The organism is Streptomyces lomondensis (assembly GCF_014651035.1).
Classification (GTDB): Bacteria; Actinomycetota; Actinomycetes; order Streptomycetales; family Streptomycetaceae; genus Streptomyces; species Streptomyces lomondensis.
The window spans coordinates 114543-133696 of sequence record NZ_BMWC01000015.1 but is presented as its reverse complement, the minus strand read 5'-3'; the positions used below and the strand labels follow the sequence as shown (position 1 = coordinate 133696).

17 protein-coding genes are annotated in these 19154 nt (G+C 71.3%); 5 read left to right on the top strand and 12 right to left on the bottom strand.

Annotated elements, in window-relative coordinates:
• Positions 1–59 precede the first annotated feature (59 nt).
• Entirely contained in the window at positions 60–668 is a 609-nt protein-coding gene (locus tag IE255_RS34770) for a TetR/AcrR family transcriptional regulator (protein WP_190054404.1), read from the bottom strand.
• A 109-nt stretch (positions 669–777) separates the two neighbouring features.
• Between IE255_RS34770 and IE255_RS34765 the strand changes: the two genes are divergently transcribed.
• A complete protein-coding gene (locus IE255_RS34765) occupies positions 778–2274 on the top strand; it encodes a cytochrome P450 (protein WP_190054403.1) in 1497 nt (498 codons plus the stop codon).
• Here IE255_RS34765 and IE255_RS34760 read toward each other — a convergent pair.
• Positions 2236–3078, bottom strand: a complete 843-nt coding sequence (locus tag IE255_RS34760) for a pentapeptide repeat-containing protein (RefSeq protein WP_190054402.1) — start codon at positions 3076–3078, stop codon at positions 2236–2238. The genes IE255_RS34765 and IE255_RS34760 overlap by 39 nt on opposite strands.
• A 127-nt stretch (positions 3079–3205) precedes the next feature.
• Here IE255_RS34760 and IE255_RS34755 point away from each other — a divergent pair, with 127 nt between their 5' ends.
• Entirely contained in the window at positions 3206–3403 is a 198-nt protein-coding gene (locus tag IE255_RS34755) for a DUF5999 family protein (protein ID WP_190054401.1), read from the top strand.
• 1 nt (position 3404) lies between these two features.
• Here the strand turns inward: IE255_RS34755 and sigJ are convergent, their stop codons facing one another.
• The 10 genes from sigJ to IE255_RS34705 all read right to left on the bottom strand — a co-directional run bounded on the left by sigJ (position 3405) and on the right by IE255_RS34705 (position 14088).
• A complete protein-coding gene (gene sigJ / locus IE255_RS34750) occupies positions 3405–4307 on the bottom strand; it encodes an RNA polymerase sigma factor SigJ (protein ID WP_190054400.1) in 903 nt (300 codons plus the stop codon).
• An 11-nt stretch (positions 4308–4318) separates the two neighbouring features.
• Complete coding sequence (locus IE255_RS34745; RefSeq protein WP_190054399.1) at positions 4319–5053, bottom strand: PIG-L deacetylase family protein; 735 nt, start codon at positions 5051–5053, stop codon at positions 4319–4321.
• A 50-nt stretch (positions 5054–5103) separates the two neighbouring features.
• Complete coding sequence (locus tag IE255_RS34740) at positions 5104–6405, bottom strand: alpha/beta fold hydrolase (protein ID WP_190054398.1); 1302 nt, start codon at positions 6403–6405, stop codon at positions 5104–5106.
• A 109-nt stretch (positions 6406–6514) separates the two neighbouring features.
• Positions 6515–7540: a LacI family DNA-binding transcriptional regulator gene (locus tag IE255_RS34735; RefSeq protein ID WP_037764268.1), complete on the bottom strand. Its 1026-nt coding sequence runs from the start codon at positions 7538–7540 to the stop codon at positions 6515–6517.
• An 82-nt stretch (positions 7541–7622) separates the two neighbouring features.
• The gene (locus IE255_RS34730) at positions 7623–9047 is read right to left on the bottom strand and encodes a BNR repeat-containing protein (RefSeq protein WP_190054397.1); all 1425 of its coding nucleotides are present in this window, start codon (positions 9045–9047) and stop codon (positions 7623–7625) included.
• 17 nt (positions 9048–9064) lie between these two features.
• On the bottom strand, positions 9065–9385 hold the full coding sequence (locus IE255_RS34725; protein ID WP_059414378.1) for an L-rhamnose mutarotase: 321 nt from the start codon (positions 9383–9385) through the stop codon (positions 9065–9067).
• A gap of 18 nt (positions 9386–9403) precedes the next feature.
• Complete coding sequence (rhaS, locus tag IE255_RS34720) at positions 9404–10486, bottom strand: rhamnose ABC transporter substrate-binding protein (protein ID WP_190054396.1); 1083 nt, start codon at positions 10484–10486, stop codon at positions 9404–9406.
• Positions 10487–10566: 80 nt separating this feature from the next.
• Positions 10567–11541: an ABC transporter permease gene (locus tag IE255_RS34715; RefSeq protein ID WP_190054395.1), complete on the bottom strand. Its 975-nt coding sequence runs from the start codon at positions 11539–11541 to the stop codon at positions 10567–10569.
• Entirely contained in the window at positions 11534–12574 is a 1041-nt protein-coding gene (locus IE255_RS34710; protein ID WP_190054394.1) for an ABC transporter permease, read from the bottom strand. The genes IE255_RS34715 and IE255_RS34710 overlap by 8 nt, the downstream gene beginning before the upstream one ends.
• Positions 12571–14088, bottom strand: a complete 1518-nt coding sequence (locus IE255_RS34705; protein ID WP_190054393.1) for a sugar ABC transporter ATP-binding protein — start codon at positions 14086–14088, stop codon at positions 12571–12573. Before IE255_RS34705 ends, IE255_RS34710 begins: the two co-directional genes overlap by 4 nt.
• A 270-nt stretch (positions 14089–14358) precedes the next feature.
• On the opposite strand from IE255_RS34705, the gene rhaI reads away from it, so the two are divergent.
• From rhaI to IE255_RS34690, 3 genes are all read left to right on the top strand, one after another.
• Positions 14359–15519: an L-rhamnose isomerase gene (gene rhaI, locus IE255_RS34700; RefSeq protein WP_190054392.1), complete on the top strand. Its 1161-nt coding sequence runs from the start codon at positions 14359–14361 to the stop codon at positions 15517–15519.
• Positions 15520–15631: 112 nt separating this feature from the next.
• Complete coding sequence (locus IE255_RS34695) at positions 15632–17671, top strand: bifunctional aldolase/short-chain dehydrogenase (protein WP_190054391.1); 2040 nt, start codon at positions 15632–15634, stop codon at positions 17669–17671.
• Entirely contained in the window at positions 17668–19116 is a 1449-nt protein-coding gene (locus IE255_RS34690) for a rhamnulokinase (RefSeq protein ID WP_190054390.1), read from the top strand. Before IE255_RS34695 ends, IE255_RS34690 begins: the two co-directional genes overlap by 4 nt.
• The last annotated feature ends 38 nt before the right edge of the window (positions 19117–19154 follow it).

Genomic DNA, 19154 nt, shown 5'->3' with positions numbered 1-19154 from the left:
CTAACCTATCGAAGATCAGGGTGTGCGCCAACCTCGTCGCGCGATCTTTGCGAGACCTTTCAGGGCGCGAGGACGCCCAGCAGGGCGCGCGCACACAGCTCGCGCACCTGTTCCCGGCTCAACTCCGTGCCGCGCAGCCACTCCAGGCAGACGGCCGTGGTGAACGCCAGCCAGCCGCGCACGGCGAGCCGCACCTCGGGCCGCTCCTCGAAGGCCGGACCGAACTCGGGATCCGCGGCAAGTGCCGCGAGGATCTGCCGCTCCTGCGCGGCCAGGGCCCGCTGGTAGACCCGCCGCACCGCCTGGTCCCCGGCCGCGTCGGCGCGATGGAAGGCGCGGTAGCCGTGGGCGTGGGTCCGGACGTACTCCAGGAACGTGTCGAGGCCGTCCGCGAGTTGCTCACGCACCGGGACGCCGGGAACCGCCGCCGTCATACGCAGCATCCGCTCGCTCTCGCGCTCGACAACCGCCGCGAAGAAGTCCCGCTTGGTCGGGAAGTAGTGGTACAGCAGCCCGCGCGACACGCCGGCGATCTCGGCGACCTGCTCGATCCACACGTCGTCGTACGGGCTCTCCGAGAACAGCCGCGCCCCGACCGACAGCAGCTGCTCCCGGCGCTCCTGGGTGCTGAGCCGGCGGCGGGTGCGCCCGCCCTGGTTCGCGGCCATGCCCGCACTTTACTTGACGCCGGTTCAACAGCCGGACCAGACTGAAGCGCGCTATTGAACCCACGTACAACACGTGCGAAACCGCCGCTGGATCAAGGGAGATCGCGTCATGACGGAGGCGCCGATACGGGCCGGGCAGCCCAAGGGGTTCCGGAGTGCCGAGCTGGGCTGGCCGGAGCTGGACCGCATTCCGCACCCGCCGCGCCGGATCCCGCTGCTCGGTGACGTGGTGGGCGTGAACCGGCGTACTCCCCTCCAGGACTCGCTGCGCTACGCCCGGCAACTCGGGCCGGTCTTCCGGCGGAAGGCCTTCGGCAAGGAGTTCGTGTTCGTGTGGGGCGCCCGGCACGCGGCCGACCTCGCGGACGAGTCGCGGTTCGCCAAGCACGTGGGGCTCGGCATCGCCAACCTGCGGCCGGTCGCCGGGGACGGCCTGTTCACGGCGTACAACCACGAACCGAACTGGCAGCTGGCGCACGACGTGCTGGCCCCCGGATTCAGCCGCGAGGCCATGGCGGGTTACCACCCGATGATGCTGGCCGTCGCGGAGCGGCTGACGGAGCACTGGGACCGGGCGGCGGCGACGGGCCGGGCGGTGGACGTGCCGGGCGACATGACCAAGCTGACGCTGGAGACGATCGCGCGCACCGGATTCGGCCACGACTTCGGGTCGTTCGAACGCTCCCGGCCGCACCCCTTCGTGACCGCGATGGTGGGCACGCTGACCTACGCGCAGCGGCTCAACACCGTGCCCTTCCCCCTGGCTCCCCTGCTGCTGCGCGGCGCGAGCCGGCGCAACGCGGCCGACATCGCCTACCTCAACCGCACGGTCGACGAACTGGTCCGGGCCCGGCGCGCCGGCGGCCCGGGGGGCGGGGACCTGCTCGACCGGATGCTGGAGACGGCTCACCCCGAGACCGGGGAGCGGCTTGAGCCGCGGAACGTGCGCCGCCAGGTGATCACCTTCCTCGTCGCCGGCCACGAGACGACGTCGGGCGCGCTCTCCTTCGCCCTGCACTACCTCTCCCGGCACCCCGAGGTCGCGGCCCGGGCCCGCGCCGAGGTGGACCGCGTGTGGGGAGACGCGGCGGCACCGGCCTACGAGCAGGTGGCCAGGCTGCGCTACGTCCGCCGGGTGCTGGACGAGTCGCTGCGGCTGTGGCCCACCGCGCCCGCCTTCGCCCGGGAGGCCACGGAGGACACCGTGCTGGCCGGCGAGCACCCCATGCGGCGCGGGGCGTGGGCGCTGGTGCTGACGCCGATGCTGCACCGGGACCCCGAGGTGTGGGGCCCGGACGCCGAGCGGTTCGACCCGGACCGCTTCGAGGCGCGGGCCGTACGGTCCCGGGCCCCGCACACCTTCAAGCCGTTCGGGACGGGGGCCCGGGCGTGCATCGGGCGCCAGTTCGCGCTGCACGAGGCGACGTTGGTGCTCGGCCTGCTGCTGCGCCGCTACGAGCTGCGGCCCGACCCGGCCTACCGGCTGCGCGTGACGGAGCGGCTGACGCTGATGCCGGAGGGCCTGCGGCTGCGCCCCGAGCGCCGGGCCCCGGTGCGGGAGCCGGCCTCAGACCTGCGCTGTCCAGTGCCCGGGGCGGGTGACTGACTCCGGCAGCCGGGTCCCGGCGCTCCCCCGCGCCGCGTTGAGCTGCGGCTGAGTGAGGAAGAACGCCCCGGTCAGATCGGCGTCCGTGAGGTCCGCGTCGCGCAGGTCGGCACCGATCAGGTCGGCGCCCCGCAGGTCCGCGCCCGTGAGGTCGGCGGCGATGAGGTACGCGCCGCGGAGACTGGCGCCGCGCAGGTCGGCTCCCTTGAGGCGGGCGCCCATGAGGTCCGCGCCCCGGCGGTCCTTCCTGCGGCCCTTGGTGCCGGCCCGGGCCAGCTCGCTCGTCCTGAGCAGCAGGACGTTGACCTCCTGGCGGTGCGCCGCCACGTCCAGCGCGGCGAGCTCCTCGGGGGACCCACCGGTGAGTTCCTCGGTCTTCTCCAGAGCCTTGCGCAGCTCGGCGTGGATCGGGCGGGCCGCGGGCAGGGCGAGTGCCTCGGTCAGGTACCAGAGCAGCTCGTGCAGCTGCCGGACGACCGGGAACACGTCGAACATGCGGCGGGCCTGCTCCGGCGGCCCGGTCCGCCAGTCCCGCCCGCCGAAGGTGACCTGCGAGACCTGCTGCCCGGCGCCGAAGCAGTCGTAGACCGTGCAGCCGGTGAATCCTTTCTGCCGGAGCCGGGCGTGGATGTCGCAGCGGTGGTCGTCCCGGAGGTTGCGGCAGGGCGTGCCGGCGGCCTTGTCGACCGCGAAGTCGGCCGAGGCGGCGAAGGGCAGGGCGACGCAGCACAGCCCGAAGCACCGCTCGCAGTCGCCGCGCAGTTCCGCCCGTGCTGCCTGATGATCTCGCATGGTGTTCAGCATACGAACGAGAACTCACCGATGAGTTTCCGGCCCTGTGGGGGTCTCCTCACACAACGGCAAACAAGTTCGGCTACCACTGAGGGAGCAGCCGAACAGGCAGGAGCCGTACGGACCGAGGAGAGACGTCATGCTCACGCACCAGCCTTCGATGCCCACCCCCGACAGCGCCGACCGTCAGGACGCAGTGATCGTCTCGGCCCACCCGGAACAGGGCTGGAGCCTGCTGTCCGACGGCACCATCGTCTTCGACGACACCGGCGCACTCCTGCCGGACGGGCGGGTGGTGGCCCCGCACCGCGCCGTCGGACCGCTGGTCGTCGCCTGAGTCACCCCGCGAGGCCGGGCGCCGCCAGGCGCTCAAGACGCTCGGGGTCGGCCAGGATGTACATGCCGGTGATCCGGCCGTCGGCGATCGTGACCCCCATGACCGACTGCACGCGTCCCCCGGGCGCGTTGACCACGCCGACCGAGCCGTTGACCAGCGCCAGTTCCGCGGACTGCGCGAACCGGGCGAACAGGAGCGCCTGTTCCGCGACCGCCTTCGCGCCCTGGACCAGCTTGGACACGGCCGCGCCGCGCACCAGTTCGCCCGAGTCGGCCCGCAGCACCACGTCCGGGTGCAGCAGCGCGAGCAGCGCCTCGAAGTCCCCGCCGCGCGCGGCGGCCAGGAAGGCGTCGAGCACCTCCTTCTGCCGGCCGAGGTCGGGCTCGGCCGACGGGGTGGCGCCCCGCACCCGGCGCCGGGCCCGGCTCGCCAGCTGCCGGGTCGCGGCCGGGCCGCGCTCCACGATCGGCGCGATGTCCTCGAACGGCACGGCGAACATGTCGTGCAGCACGAACGCGAGCCGCTCGTCGGGCGCGAGGTTCTCCAGCACGACCAGCAGGGCCAGGCCCACCGAGTCGGCCTGGAGCACCTCCTCGGCCGGGTCGAGGTGCGCCAGGGGCCGGAGCACGGGGTCCGGGACGAACGTGCCGACGGTGTCGTCCATCGGCTCCTCGCGGCGGGCGGCGCGCGAGCGCAGCAGGTCCAGGCAGACGCGGCCGGTCACGGTGGTGAGCCAGCCGCCGAGGTTCTCGATGTCGTCCGCGTCGGTGCGGCTGAGCTTCAGCCAGGCCTCCTGGACGGCGTCCTCCGCCTCGGCCAGTGACCCGAGCATGCGGTAGGCGACCGCCTTCAGCCGCCCCCGGTGCTCCTCGAACCGGTCGGCCAGTTCCTCGCTGCCTGCCATGGTCTCCCCCGTCATCTGCCGAACAGTTCGAACGCCACCGCCGGCCTGCCCCCGAACCGCTCCCCCATGGCCTCGGCGTGCTGCGTCAGGAAGCCGCGGACGTACGTCTCCGGGTCCTCGTCCGTCAGCGCCTCGATGTAGGTGCGGTGTTCGAGCAGCGAGCGCACGGCGCGTTCCAGGCCGGGCGTCGCGTCCACGGCGTGCGTGGGTGTGCTGGAACCGGCGACGGCGACCCAGCGCACGCCGTCCCAGGGTTCGAGGCCCTGCTCGACGAGTTCGGGGAAGATCCACCGGTTGCCGGCGTCGCCGGCCGCGTCGAGCGTGGCGCGGCCGACCGCCACGTGGTCCGGGGTGTTCCAGGCGACGCCGCCCCAGGTGTCCCGGTGGTTGAGCGTGATGACCAGCTCGGGCCGGTGCCGGCGGATCGCGGCGGCGATGTCGCGGCGCAGGGCGGTGCCGTACTCGATGACGCCGTCCTTGTGGTCGAGGAACTCCACCTCCGACACGCCGACCACCGCCGCGCTCGCCCGCTGTTCCCGTTCCCGCAGCGGCCCGCACCGCGCGGGCTCCAGGGTGTCGATGCCCGCCTCGCCCCGGGTCGCCAGCACGTAGGCCACCTCGCGGCCCTCGTCGGTCCAGGCCGCGATCGCCGCCGAGCAGCCGTACTCGAGGTCGTCCGGGTGGGCCACGACCGCGAGGGCGCGCCGCCAGTCGCCGGGCATGGGCTGGAGTCGAGTGGTCGTCATGTCCGCAGACTAATCGGCGCCACCGGCATCGCCACGCGTCCGGCGCGGCATCACGCCTCGTCCCGCACCAGCGCCAGCAGCCGGTCGAGGACCCGGGGGCCGCCGGTGCGGATGCCGTCGTGCTCGAACTCGTCCGTGATCCAGGTGCGCAGGCCGCGGATCGTGCGGGCGGTGCGCAGGGAGTGGGCCGTGTCGACGTACATGTCGTCGTGGTAGACGGCCGCCACGACCGGTACCTCGTTGGCGGCGAGCCGGGCGGGGTCGTACAGGGGCGTCCAGTCGGTGCGGGTGGCGAGCAGGTCGGCGGTCTCGCGCAGGGGGCGCAGGGCCGGGTCGCAGTCGAACGTCCAGGGGTGGATCGACTCGCCGGTGAACAGCAGCGGTTCGTCGCCCGCGAGGGCCTTGGCGGCGTCGAACTGCGGGAACTCGGCGCGGACCCGCTCGGCCGACCAGGCGGTGGGCCGGCCGTCCTGGCCGTAGATCGACTCGTGGATCAGGGCGTACAGGGGGTGGCGGGCGTAGGACAGCATGCCCTGCGCCTGCTCCAGGAAGGCGTCGGAGAGCGTGGCGCCCTGCGGGGTGCGCACGAAGGCGTCTTCGAGGAGGTAGTGGAGGCGGTGGGTGCCGTCGCCGGTGCCGAGGACGATGCCGAGGGACTGGAAGGCCTCGACGGTGAGCCGGTAGCCGCCCGGCAGGACCACGTCGTGGTTCAGGAGGTGGTCGGCGATCCGGCGGGCGCGCTCGGCGTCCTGCGGGTAGCGGGCGTAGTGGGCGGTGACCTTGCGTTCGACGCGCGGGAAGGCGGCCCGGTAGACGTCGTCGGCATGGGCGTCCAGGGAGGGCAGCCCGCCGGTGATGACGGCGGTGGCCAGGCCCTCGGGCGCGAGGGACAGGTAGGTGGTCAGGCAGAAGCCGCCGAAGCTCTGGCCGAGGACGGTCCAGGGGGCGCCGCCGGTGACCTCGGCGCGGATGGCCTCGCAGTCGCGGACGATCGCGTCGGCGCGGAAGTGCGTGAGGTAGTCGGCCTGTTCGGCGGGGCCGCCGCGCAGCGGGAGCGTCTGGCGGTTGGCGGGCGTGGAGTGACCCGTGCCGCGCTGGTCGAGGAGGAGGACCCGGTACTCCTTGAGGGCCCTGCCCAGCCAGCCCGGCCGGCCGACGGAGCGGTCCGCGCCGAAGCCGGGCCCGCCCTGGAGGTAGAGCAGCCACGGCAGGTCCTGGTGCGCCTTGTCGGTCGCGACGACCTCGCGGGCGTACAGCTCGATCGTCTCGCCCTCGGGGCGGTCGTGGTCGAGGGGGACGGTGAAGCGTCGGTCGGTGAGGACGACTCCGGGCTGGCGGTAGCTGAGGGTCAACAGGGCTCCCGGGACAGACGGATGTTCGGACCGCGTCCCAGTTCATCACAGGGAACGTCCGGGCGGAGGCCCTTCGGATCATGAAATCCTGCTGAACGGCGATTCAGGGTCAGCGGGCGGCCAGGCTGGAGCGGCGGACCACCAGTTCGGGCTGGAGGACGACCCGCCGGTGCTCGTGCGGGCGCGCGGTGCCCTCCTCCTCCGTCTCCTCCAGGAGCAGGTCGGCGGCCATCGCGCCCATGGTGACGGCGGGCTGCCGTACCGAGGTGAGCGGGACGGCCGCGGCGGCGGCGAACTCGATGTCGTCGTAGCCGACGATGGCGAGGTCGTCGGGGACGCGGACGCCGGCCGCGTACATGGCCTGGAGCACGCCGAGGGCGAGCAGGTCGTTGGCGCAGAACACGGCGGTGGGCCGGTCGGCGAGGCCGAGGAGGCGGGCGCCGGCGTCGCGGCCAGCGGCGACGTCCAGCCGCTCGGTGGGCAGCTCGCGCAGCGCGTCGGGGCCGAGCCCGGCCTCGGCGAGCGCTTCGAGGGCGCCGGTGCGGCGGTCGCGGACCTGGTTCAGGCCGGGCGGGCCGCTGACGTAGGCGAGGGAGCGGTGCCCGGCGTCGACGAGGTGGCGTACCGCGAGGGCGCCGCCGGCCACGTCGTCGACGGAGACCGAGCACTCGGTGGTGCCCTCAGCGACCCGGTCCACCAGGACGAACGGGATGCCGTGCCGGCGGAACGCCTCGATGTTGCGGCCGGTCGCGTCGGCGGGGGTGAGCAGCACGCCGCGCACGCGCTGCTCGGCGAAGAGCGACAGGTACTCGGCCTCCTCGCCGGGGTTCTGGGCGCTGTTGCAGACCATCACGCCGAGCCCGGCCTGGCGGGCGGCGCGCTCGGCGCCGCGCGCCACGTCGACGAAGAAGGGGTTGCCCATGTCGAGGACGAGCAGCCCCATGATGCGGCTGCGGCCCGCGCGCAGCTGGCGCGCGGACTCGCTGCGGACGTAGCCGAGCCGGTCTATCGCGGACAGCACGCGGGCCCGGGTCTCGGTGGCGACCGTGTCCGGGCGGTTGATCACGTTCGAGACCGTGCCGACGGAGACTCCGGCGGCGCGGGCGACGTCCTTGATACCCACCGACTGGGCCATCGGGCAGGGACCTCCAGGGGGAGAACAAGGGGGCGGCGGCGGCTTCACATTACCGGCACGCCGCCCCGGCGACCGGCTTCGGTCAGGCGGGCAGGCGGAAGTCGATCACGCGCAGCGCCGAGGGCGTCGTACCGCTGGACTTCTCCTGGTACATGAACGACAGCACGCCGTCCTGCGCGACCCGGGTCTCGTCGATGACGACCTCGCCGAAGGCGTTGAGGCCGCTGCCGTCGAACAGGATCCTCCAGTCGGTGTAGCCAGAGGCCGCCGAGGCGCCGGCGATCCGCCCGAACGGGAAGATCGCGTAGGCGTTGTCGTACTTGTCCAGGATCAGCTTGGTGCGCTGGCTGGAGTTGAGCGGGACCGGTATCTCGGTCTTCTGCCAGGTGCCGGAGGCGTTCCTGCGGACGTGGAAGGCACGGCCGTTCCTCGTCCGGTCCGAGACGTAGTTCGTGGTGCACTGCCCGAAGCGGCCGGGCACGTAGGAGATGATCGCGTGCGGCCGGCCCGCGGAGTCGGTGAACTGGCTCTCCTGGTTCATCAGGGAGTGGTCCGGGTTGAGCGGGTCCACGACCAGGCCGGCGTCGTTCACGGACACCTTGTCGGAGCCGCCGGTGACGCCGACGACGGTGCCGGCGTTGTTGCGCCAGGTGCGGCCGCGGTCGTCGGAGTAGACGTAACCGGTGTCGTGGTTGGTGATGCCGCCGCTGTTGCACATCACGGCGCCGTTCTGCTCGCGCCAGGTGAAGAAGGAGTGCAACCGGCCGCTGCGGTCGTAGTCGATGCCGTGCAGGTACATGTTGCGGGCGGTCGAGGAGCCGTGCTCGCTGCTGTACGTGCCCGTCGAGCTGGACCACTCGCCGAGGTTGGTCCACTTGGTGCCGTCGTACTCGGCGAGCGCGTTGCGGCCGTTGCCGGAGACGGCGACGCGGTAGCTCAGCTGGAGCCTGCCCTCCGGGGTGGAGATGAACTGCGGGTAGGTGAACTGCGAGGTCAGCGCCAGGCCGTCCAGCGTGGACTGGGGCGCGCCGAACCGGCTCGCGGTCCAGCTGAGCCCGCCGGGATTGTCCATGAGCCCGGCGACCGACTTGACGTAGGTGAAGCCGTCGCTGTGGGAGTCCATGTTGAGGTGCAGCCGGCCGTCGACCTTGGAGACGCCCATGGAGATGACGTTGTGGGAGTCGTTGTACCGCAGGGTGTGCCCGACCTTCACGGTCGACCACGTACTGGCGCCGAGGGCGCGGCGGCCGACGACGGCGTTGCGGTCGGCGGTGTACCAGACGGCGTACTGGTAGCCCTTGTAGGTCAGCAGGCCGTTCTTCTGGAACGAGTTGTTGTTGACCAGGCCGTCGTACGACACGAAGAAGATGGCCTGGTTGTCGAGCGTGGTGGTGCCGGTCCGGGTGACCGAGGGGCCGGGGTCGGCGGCCCGCGCGGTGCCGGAGGTCAGGGCGGGGGTCACCACCGCACCCGCGAGGGCGGCGGCCAGCAAGGTACGTCTGTGCATCTCATGAACTCCATTGTTCAGGCGAGGTGGAACACTTCCGTGAGCGGTTTCATGGCCTCGTCGGGCCGGGCGCCGTCCAGCGACTCGAAGAACGGCGCCATCTCCGCCTGCCAGCGGGCGTTGACGTCGGTGGCTTCCATTCCGGCCTGGGCGGCCGCGAAGTCCTCGGTCTCCAGGTAGCCGACGAGCAGTCCGTCCTCGCGCAGGAAGAGCGAGTAGTTGTGCCAGCCGGTGTCCGAGAGCGCCTGGAGCATCTCGGGCCACACGGCGGCGTGCCGCTCGCGGTACTCGTCGAGGCGGTCCGCCCGGACCTTCAGCAGGAAGCACACGCGCTGCATCAACAACCCTTTCGTTGATCAGAAGTTGAACTGGTCGATGTTCTTGGCGTCGAAGACGGTCGGCTTGCCGAGGCTGATCACGCCGTCCTTGCCGATCGTGTACTCGCCCATGGAGCCGGCCTTGAAGGTCTCGCCCTCCTTGCCGGTGATCTGGCCCGAGGCCAGCGCGACGGCGGTCCGGGCGGCCAGCTCGCCGAGCTTCGCCGGGTCCCACAGCTCGAACGCCTCGACGGTGCCGTTCTTGACGTACTTGCGCATGTCGTTCGGGGTACCGAGGCCGGTCAGCTTGACCTTGCCCTTGTACTTGGAGCCCGACAGGTACTGGGCGGCGGCCTTGATGCCGACGGTGGTCGGGGAGATGATCCCCTTCAGGTTCGGGTACTCCTGGAGCAGGCCCTGGGTCTGCTGGAAGGACTGCTGGGCGTCGTCGTTGCCGTACGCGACCTTCACCAGCTTCATGTTCTTGTACTCGGGCTTCTTCAGCTCGTCCTTCATGAAGTCGATCCAGGTGTTCTGGTTCGTCGCGGTCTGCGCGGCGGACAGGATCGCGATCTCGCCCTTGTAGTCGATCTGCTTGGCGAGCAGCTGCACCTCGGTGCGGCCCAGGTCCTCGGCGGAGGCCTGCGAGACGAAGGCGTTGCGGCAGTCGGCGGTGGTGTCGGAGTCGTAGGTGACGACCTTGATGCCGTTCTTCATGGCCTGCTTGAGCGCGGTGCACAGCGCGCCCGGGTCCTGCGCGGACACGGCCATCGCGTCGACCTGCTGCTGGGTGAGCGTGTTGACGTAGGAGACCTGCCCGGCGGTGTCGGTCGCGCTGGACGGCCCGACCTCCTTGTACTTGGAGCCCAGTTCGGCCAGGGCCTTCTCGCCGCCCTTGTCGGCGCTTGTGAAGTACGGGTTGTTGACCTGCTTCGGCAGGAACCCGACGGTCAGCCCCTTCTTCAGCTCGGCGTTCGGGTCGGCCTTGCCGGCAGTGGCGGCGGACCCGCCCTCGTTGGCGACGTCCTTCTTGGTGGTGCCGCCGCAGGCGGTGAGCGCCAGAGCGAGCGAGGTGACGGTGGCAAGCGCCGCGCAGCTGCGGCGGAGGGTTGTCTTACGCATGACGGTTTCCTTCGAACGAGGTTGAGGGGAGCGCCCCCCAAGGGGCGCGGGGAACTGCGCGACCAGCCACAGACGACGGGTCAGCCGGACGATTGAGCACGCACAACGGCGATCTGCCGAGCCACCCGAGGCCCAAGAACGGAAAGCACCAGCAACACACCGGTCACGACGATCTGCGACTGCGCGGAAACGTCCTGGAGACTCATGACGTTCTGGAGCGCCCCGAGCAAGAAAACCCCGGCGATGGCGCCACCGAGCGTGCCCTTGCCACCGTCGAAGTCGATCCCACCGAGCAACACGGCGGCCACAACCGACAGTTCGAGCCCCGTCGCGTTGTCGTACCGCGCGCTCGCGTAATGCAGCGCCCAGAAGATCCCGGTCAGCGAGGCCATCAGGCCCGTCAGCGTGAAAAGGATCAACTTCTGCCGCTTGACCCGGATCCCGGCGAACCGCGCGGCCTCCTCGCTCGCCCCGATCGCGAACAGCGACCGCCCGAACGGCGTGGCGTGCAGCGCGACCACGGCGATGGCGAGCAGAACGAGGAACGGCAGGAAGGCGTACGGGATGAACGTGTCGCCGATACGCCCCGACGCGAAGTCCAGGTACTGCGCCGGGAAGTCGGTCACCGCGTCCGAGCCGAGCACGATCTGCGCGATGCCCCGGTACGCGGCCAGCGTGCCGATGGTGACGGCCAGCGACGGCAGCCCCAGCTTGGTCACCAGCAGCCCGTTGACCAGCCCGCACACGACACCCAGCAGCAGGCAGATCGGGATGATCGTCTCAATGGCCATGCCCTGGTTCCACAGAGCGCCCATCACGGCACCGGACAGACCGGCCGTGGAGGCCACCGACAGGTCGATCTCCCCGGAGACGACCAGCAGGGTCATCGGCAGCGCGATCAGGGCGATGGGGAGCGTGTTGCCGATCAGGAACGACAGGTTGAGCGCGTTGCCGAAGCCGTCGACGAAACCGAACGAGAACAGCAGCACCACGATCAGCAGGGCGCCGACCACCGTGTCCCAGCGGACCGCTCGGCTCAGGGAGATGTCAGCCATGGCGGGCGTTCCTCTTCTTCAGGGCGGAGGCCACGCGCAGCGCGACGACCCGGTCGACCGCGATGGCGAGGATGAGCAGGATGCCGTTGATGGCGAGCACCCAGACGGAGCTGACGCCGAGGGCGGGCAGCACACTGTTGATGGACGTCAGCAGCAGCGCGCCGAGGGCCGCGCCGTAGACGCTGCCGGAGCCGCCGGTGAAGACGACGCCGCCGACCACGACCGCGCTGACGACGGTCAGTTCGTAGCCGTTGCCGGTGCCGGAGTCGACGTTGCCGAACCGGGCGAGGTACATGGCGCCGGCGAGTCCGGCGAGGGCGCCGCAGAAGGTGTACGCGGCGAGGATCCGCTTCCGCACCGGAATACCGGCGAGGCGGGCGGCCTCCGGGTTGGAGCCGAGCGCGTAGAGCTCGCGGCCGCTGCCGAAGTGCTTGAGGTAGTAGGCGGTGGCGACGAGGACCGCCAGGGCGATCAGCGCCAGGTACGGCACCGCCGAGATGCCGCCGGAGCCGAAGTCGACGAACCCGCCGGGCAGATCGGCCGCGGTGATCTGCCGGGAGCCGACCCAGATGGAGTCGATGCCGCGGATGATGTACAGCGTGCCGAGGGTGACGACGAGCGCGGGCACCTGGCCGAGGCTGACGAGCAGTCCGTTGAGCAGGCCGAAGCCGATGCCGAGCAGGACCGCCAGCGCGATCGCCACGACCGGGTTGCCGCCGCCCTGGAGGTACGTGCCGGCGGCGAAGGCGCTGATGCCGAGCGTGGAGCCGACGGACAGGTCGACGTTGCGGGTGATGACGACGAGGGACTGGCCGGTGGCGACCAGGACGAGGATCGTCGCGTTCAGCAGCAGGTCCTTGATGCCCTGCTCGGAGAGGAACTCGCTGTTGCCGGCCTGGGTGACGCCGATCATCACCAGGAAGACGAGCAGGATGGCGAGTTCGCGCATCTTGAAGACGCGGTCGACCAGTCGCGTGCCGCTCGACTTGGGCACGTCGGCCACGGGGGCCTCTTGCGGGGTCACGACCGTCATGCGGCGGCCCTCCCGGTGGCTGCGGCCATCACGGTTTCCTCGGTGGCGTCGGAGCGCGGAATCTCGGCGGTGAGGCGGCCCTCGTGCATCACCAGCACGCGGTCGGCCATGCCGAGGATCTCGGGCAGGTCGGAGGAGATCATCAGGACGGCCACGCCGTCTGCGGCCAGCTGGGACAGCAGCCGGTGCACCTCGGCCTTGGTGCCGACGTCGATGCCGCGGGTCGGCTCGTCGACGATCAGCACCCTGGGGCCGGTGGCGAGCCACTTGGCGAGGACGACCTTCTGCTGGTTGCCGCCGGAGAGCGTGTTGACCGTGTCGGCGATCCGGGCGTACTTCACCTGGAGCCTGACGGCCCAGTCGAGGGAGCGGCTGCGCTCGGCGCCGCGGTCCATGAGCCCCGCCTTCACGGTGGTACGGAGCCCGGTGAGCCCGATGTTGCGCTCGATGGACATGTCCATCACCAGGCCCTGGGCGCGGCGGTCCTCGGGGACCAGGGCGAGTCCGGCGGACATCGCGGTGGAGGGGGCGCCGTTGACCAGGGCCCTGCCCCGGACGGAGACCTCTCCGGCGTCCCAGCGGTCGATACCGAAGATGGCCCGGGCGACCTCCGTGCGCCCGGCGCCGACGAGTCCGGCCAGGCCGACGATCTCGCCGTGCCGGACCTCGAAGGAGACGTCGGTGAAGACACCCTCGCGGGTCAGCCGGCGCACGCTCAGGGCGACCTCGCCCGGCTCGACCTCCTGCTTGGGGTACAGCTCGTCGAGGTCGCGGCCGACCATGCGGCGCACCAGGTCGTCCTCGGTCATGCCGTCCAGGGGCTCGCTGGCGATCCAGGCGCCGTCGCGCAGGGTGGTGACCCGCTGGCAGATCTCGAAGATCTCCTCCAGCCGGTGGGAGATGAACAGCACGGCGGCGCCCTGTTCGCGCAGGGTGCGCACGACGCCGAAGAGACGGGCGACCTCGCTGCCGGTGAGGGCGGCGGTCGGCTCGTCCATGATCAGGACGCGGGCGTCGAAGGAGAGGGCCTTGGCGATCTCGACGATCTGCTGGTCGGCGATGGACAGGCCGCGGGCGGGCCGGTCGGGGTCGAGTTCGACACCGAGGCGCTCCATGAGGGCGGCGGTCGCGTTGTGCGTGGCCTTGTGGTCGATCCGGCCGAGGGCGCGGCGCGGCCGGCGGCCCATGTAGATGTTCTCGGCGATCGACAGGTCGGGGAAGAGCGTGGGCTCCTGGTAGATCACGGCGATGCCGGCGTCGCGGGCGTCGCCGGGGCCGTGGAAGGCGACGGGCGCACCGTCGAGCAGCACCTGGCCGGTGTCCGGCCGGTGCACTCCGGCGAGTGTCTTGATGAGGGTCGACTTGCCGGCGCCGTTCTCACCGGCCAGGGCGTGCACCTCCCCGGGGAACAGCTCCAGGGAGACGTCCCGCAGTGCGCGGACGGCGCCGAAGGACTTGGAGACGTCCCTCAGTGCCAGAACCGGGGCCGGACCCGTGGTGGACGGGTGGGTCATGGGGGCTCCTCGACGACGCCGGCGGGACGGCCTCTCGGCGTCGTGGGCGTCGTGAAAGGTTTCAACTGGGTTGCCGGGACGTTAGGCGGGCCGCGCATGTCACGTCAATGGGTTTCGGTCGAAAAGGTTTCGAGGACAGAAGGTCACGCGCTGGTCACGGGAAACAGCCTGCGCCGGAGGGGTTGACACCCCTTCTGGGGGCCCATAACTTCGCGTCCTGAATCGTTTCATTCGGTGGTCGTTACGACCCGATGCCACAGGAGCCCTGACGTGACCGAGCTCGCCGCGGTGAAGGCCGCTCTGAAGACCCAGGCAGTGGAGACGCCGTCGTGGGCGTACGGGAACTCGGGCACGCGGTTCAAGGTGTTCGCCCAGCACGGCGTGCCGCGGACGCCCCAGGAGAAACTGGACGACGCGGCGAAGGTCCACGAGTTCACCGGGGTCGCCCCGACCGTCGCCCTGCACATCCCGTGGGACAAGGTCGACGACTACGCGGCGCTGGCGAAGCACGCCGAGGACCGCGGGGTGAAGCTCGGGGCGATCAACTCCAACACCTTCCAGGACGACGACTACAAGCTCGGGAGCATCTGCCACCCGGACGCCGCGGTGCGGCGCAAGGCCGTGGATCATCTGCTGGAGTGCGTCGGCATCATGGACGCGACCGGCTCGACGGACCTGAAGCTGTGGTTCGCGGACGGGACGAACTATCCCGGGCAGGACGACATCCGGGGGCGGCAGGACCGGCTGGCCGAGGGGCTCGCGGAGGTCTACGAGCGGCTCGGCGACGGGCAGCGGATGCTGCTGGAGTACAAGTTCTTCGAGCCGGCGTTCTACACGACGGACGTTCCGGACTGGGGCACCGCGTATGCCCACTGCCTGAAGCTCGGGCCGAAGGCGCAGGTCGTCGTCGACACGGGGCACCACGCGCCGGGGACCAACATCGAGTTCATCGTGGCGACGCTGCTGCGGGAGGGGAAGCTCGGCGGGTTCGACTTCAACTCGCGGTTCTACGCGGACGACGACCTGATGGTGGGGGCCGCGGATCCGTTCCAGCTGTTCCGGATCATGTACGAGGTGGTGCGGGGCGGTGGGTTCTCGCCCGAGGTCGCGTTCATGCTCGACCAGTGCCACAACATCGAGGCGAAGATTCCGGCGATCATCCGGTCGGTGATGAACGTGCAGGAGGCCACGGCGAAGGCGCTGCTGGTCGATGGGGACGCGTTGGGCGCGGCGCAGCGGGCGGGTGACGTGCTGGAGGCGAATGCCGTGTTGATGGACGCGTACAACACGGATGTGCGGCCGTTGCTGCGGGAGGTGCGGGAGGAGATGGGGTTGGACCCCGAGCCCATGGCCGCGTATCGGCGGTCCGGGTGGGCCGAGCGGATTGTGGCTGAGCGGGTTGGTGGGCAGCAGGCGGGGTGGGGTGCGTAAGCGTCTGCCGAGATCTGTTGATTGCGGAGTGCGGGTTGTCTGTGGTTGATCGCGCAGTTCCCCGCGCCCCCAAAAGAAGGCACCTCCCCCTCTCTTCTGAAAAGGAACTGTCATGGCTACCCATCCCGAAGCTGACGCTCTCCTTGCCCGGTCGCACCGGCTCGGGGGCGATCCACGGAACACGAACTACGCGGGGGGCAACGCCTCCGCCAAGGGCACCGGGACCGATCCCGTCACCGGCGGGGATGTCGAGCTGATGTGGGTCAAGGGGTCCGGCGGTGATCTCGGGACGCTGACCGAGGCGGGGCTGGCCGTGCTGCGGCTGGATCGGATGCGGGCGCTCGTCGACGTGTATCCGGGGGTCGAGCGCGAGGACGAGATGGTCGCCGCGTTCGACTACTGCCTGCACGGGAAGGGCGGGGCCGCTCCGTCCATCGACACCGCCATGCACGGGCTGGTCGAGGCCGCGCACGTCGATCATCTGCACCCGGACTCCGGGATCGCGCTCGCCTGTGCCGCCGACGGGGAGAAGCTGACCGCCGAGTGCTTCGGGGACAGTGTGGTGTGGGTGCCGTGGCGGCGGCCGGGGTTCCAGCTGGGGATGGACATCGCCGCCGTGAAGAAGGCCAATCCGCAGGCCGTCGGGTGCATCCTCGGCGGACACGGGATCACCGCCTGGGGTGACACCTCCGAGGAGTGCGAGCGGAACTCGCTGCACATCATCCGGACCGCCGAGACGTTCCTCGCCGAGCGCGGGAAGGCCGAGCCCTTCGGGCCGGTGATCGAGGGGTACGCCGCGCTGAGCGCCGGTGAGCGGCGGGAGCGGGCCGCCGCGCTCGCGCCGTACGTGCGTGCCCTCGCCTCCCAGGACCGGCCTCAGGTCGGGCACTTCAACGACTCCGAGGTCGTCCTCGACTTCCTCGCGAGCGCCGAGCACCCGCGGCTGGCCGCGCTCGGGACCTCCTGCCCCGACCACTTCCTGCGGACCAAGGTGCGGCCGCTGGTGCTGGACCTGCCGCCGAGCGCTCCGCTCGACGAGGCGATCGCCCGGCTCAAGGAGCTGCACGCCGAGTACCGCGAGGAGTACGCCGCCTACTACCAGCGGCACGCCGAGCCCGACTCCCCCGCCATGCGCGGCGCCGACCCCGCGATCGTGCTGATTCCGGGGGTCGGCATGTTCTCGTTCGGCAAGGACAAGCAGACCGCCCGGGTCGCCGGCGAGTTCTACGTCAACGCGATCAATGTGATGCGCGGGGCGGAGGCTGTGTCCACGTACGCGCCCATCGAGGAGTCCGAGAAGTTCCGGATCGAGTACTGGGCGCTGGAGGAGGCCAAGCTCCAGCGGATGCCGAAGCCCAAGGCGCTGGCGACCCGGGTGGCCCTGGTGACCGGTGCCGGGAGCGGGATCGGGAAGGCCATCGCGCACCGGCTGGTGGCCGAGGGGGCGTGTGTGGTCGTCGCCGATCTGAACGGTGAGAACGCCCAGGCAGTCGCCGATGAGCTGGGCGGGCCCGACAAGGCCGTCGCCGTGACCGTGGACGTGACGTCCGAGGAGCAGATCGCCGAGGCGTTCCGGGCGGCCGTGCTGGCCTTCGGCGGAGTCGATCTCGTCGTCAACAACGCGGGCATCTCGATCTCCAAGCCGCTGCTGGAGACCTCGGCCAAGGACTGGGACCTCCAGCACGACATCATGGCGCGCGGGTCCTTCCTGGTGTCGCGGGAGGCGGCCCGGGTGATGATCGCCCAGGGGCTGGGCGGTGACATCGTCTACATCGCCTCGAAGAACGCCGTGTTCGCCGGGCCCAACAACATCGCCTACTCGGCCACCAAGGCCGACCAGGCCCATCAGGTGCGGCTGCTCGCCGCCGAGCTGGGCGAGCACGGGATCCGGGTCAACGGGATCAACCCCGACGGTGTCGTGCGCGGGTCGGGCATCTTCGCCGGCGGGTGGGGGGCCAAGCGGGCCGCCGTGTACGGGGTCGAGGAGGAGAAGCTCGGCGAGTTCTACGCCCAGCGGACCATCCTCAAGCGCGAGGTGCTCCCGGAGCACGTGGCCAACGCCGTCTTCGCGCTGACCGGTGGGGATCTCACGCACACGACCGGTCTGCACATCCCCGTCGACGCCGGCGTCGCGGCCGCCTTCCTGCGATGAGCGCGGGCGTGAAGTCGTACGCCGCGGTCGACCTCGGCGCGTCCAGCGGACGCGTCATGGTCGGCCGTGTCGGCCCGGACTCCCTGGAGCTGAGCGAGGTCCACCGCTTCCCGAACCGGCCGGTGCGGGTGCCGGAGGGGCTGTGCTGGGACGTGCTCGGGCTGTACGCGGGCGTGCTGGACGGGCTGAAGGCGGCCGGGCAGGCCGACTCCGTCGGCATCGACAGCTGGGCCGTGGACTACGGGCTGCTGGACGCGGACGGGGCGCTGCTCGGCAACCCCGTGCACTACCGGGACGCCCGGACCGAGGGCGTCGCGGAGAAGGTGTGGGCGACCGTGCCCGCGGAGGAGCTGTACGCCGCGACCGGGTTGCAGTACGCGCCTTTCAACACCCTGTACCAGCTGACGGCGGCCCGATCGACCGCCCAACTCGCCCAAGCCAAGCGGCTGTTGCTGATGCCGGACCTGCTGACGTACTGGCTGACCGGCGAGCAGGGCACCGAGCTGACCAATGCGTCCACCACCCAGCTGATCGACCCGCGCACCCGCGACTGGTCCTACGGCATCGCGGAGCGTCTCGGTATCGACCTCGGGCTGTTCGCGCCGCTGCGGCGGCCCGGTGATCCGGCGGGGGTGCTGCGGCCGCAGGTGCTGGAGGAGACCGGGCTGACCGGTCCCGTGCCGGTGACGACCGTCGGGTCGCACGACACGGCGTCGGCGGTCGCCGCCGTACCGGCCTCCGGTGAACGGTTCGCGTACATCTGCACCGGGACGTGGTCCCTGGCCGGGCTGGAGCTGGACGCGCCGGTGCTGACCGAGGAGAGCCGGGCGGCCAATTTCACCAACGAGCTGGGGCTGGACGGCACGGTCCGCTACCTGCGCAACATCATGGGGCTGTGGCTGCTCCAGGAGTGCGTACGGGCCTGGGGCGACCCGGACCTGGGCGCGCTGCTGCTGGAGGCGTCCAAGGTGGAGGCGCTGCGGTCGGTCGTGGACGCGGGGGACGCGGCGTTCCTCGCGCCGGGGCGGATGCCGGAGCGGATCGCCGAGGCCTGCCGCGCCTCGGGGCAGCCCGTGCCCGACTCGCCGGCCGAGGTGACGCGCTGCATCCTCGACTCGCTCGCCCTCGCGCATCGCAAGGCGATCGAGGACGCCCAGCGGCTCGCCGGGCACGCGGTCGACGTCGTGCACGTGGTGGGCGGCGGGACGCGCAACGCCCTGCTGTGCCAGCTGACCGCCGACGCCTGCGGGCTGCCGGTGGTGGCCGGGCCGACCGAGGCGGCCGCCCTGGGGAACGTGCTCGTGCAGGCGCGGGCGCACGGGCTGGCCGGTGACCTCGCGGGGATGCGGGGGCTGCTCGTCCGGACCCAGCCGCTGACGCGGTACGAGCCGCGCGGCGGGACCGAGCGGTGGCGCGCCGCGCAGGCGCGGCTCGCCGGGGACTGACGGGGTCTCCCCCAGGCCTGGTGCCCGGACTACGCTGC

Excerpts from the sequence above, each read along its gene's own strand:
- IE255_RS34760 (WP_190054402.1), bottom strand. The coding sequence starts at position 3,078 with ATGCTGAACACCATGCGAGATCATCAGGCAGCACGGGCGGAACTGCGC.
- IE255_RS34730 (WP_190054397.1), bottom strand. The coding sequence starts at position 9,047 with ATGCACAGACGTACCTTGCTGGCCGCCGCCCTCGCGGGTGCGGTGGTG.
- rhaS (WP_190054396.1), bottom strand. The coding sequence starts at position 10,486 with ATGCGTAAGACAACCCTCCGCCGCAGCTGCGCGGCGCTTGCCACCGTC.
- IE255_RS34765 (WP_190054403.1), top strand. The coding sequence starts at position 778 with ATGACGGAGGCGCCGATACGGGCCGGGCAGCCCAAGGGGTTCCGGAGT.
- IE255_RS34770 (WP_190054404.1), bottom strand. The coding sequence starts at position 668 with ATGGCCGCGAACCAGGGCGGGCGCACCCGCCGCCGGCTCAGCACCCAG.
- IE255_RS34755 (WP_190054401.1), top strand. The coding sequence starts at position 3,206 with ATGCTCACGCACCAGCCTTCGATGCCCACCCCCGACAGCGCCGACCGT.
- IE255_RS34690 (WP_190054390.1), top strand. The coding sequence starts at position 17,668 with ATGAGCGCGGGCGTGAAGTCGTACGCCGCGGTCGACCTCGGCGCGTCC.
- IE255_RS34705 (WP_190054393.1), bottom strand. The coding sequence starts at position 14,088 with ATGACCCACCCGTCCACCACGGGTCCGGCCCCGGTTCTGGCACTGAGG.
- IE255_RS34710 (WP_190054394.1), bottom strand. The coding sequence starts at position 12,574 with ATGACGGTCGTGACCCCGCAAGAGGCCCCCGTGGCCGACGTGCCCAAG.
- sigJ (WP_190054400.1), bottom strand. The coding sequence starts at position 4,307 with ATGGCAGGCAGCGAGGAACTGGCCGACCGGTTCGAGGAGCACCGGGGG.
- IE255_RS34725 (WP_059414378.1), bottom strand. The coding sequence starts at position 9,385 with ATGCAGCGCGTGTGCTTCCTGCTGAAGGTCCGGGCGGACCGCCTCGAC.
- IE255_RS34745 (WP_190054399.1), bottom strand. The coding sequence starts at position 5,053 with ATGACGACCACTCGACTCCAGCCCATGCCCGGCGACTGGCGGCGCGCC.
- IE255_RS34695 (WP_190054391.1), top strand. The coding sequence starts at position 15,632 with ATGGCTACCCATCCCGAAGCTGACGCTCTCCTTGCCCGGTCGCACCGG.
- IE255_RS34735 (WP_037764268.1), bottom strand. The coding sequence starts at position 7,540 with ATGGCCCAGTCGGTGGGTATCAAGGACGTCGCCCGCGCCGCCGGAGTC.
- IE255_RS34715 (WP_190054395.1), bottom strand. The coding sequence starts at position 11,541 with ATGGCTGACATCTCCCTGAGCCGAGCGGTCCGCTGGGACACGGTGGTC.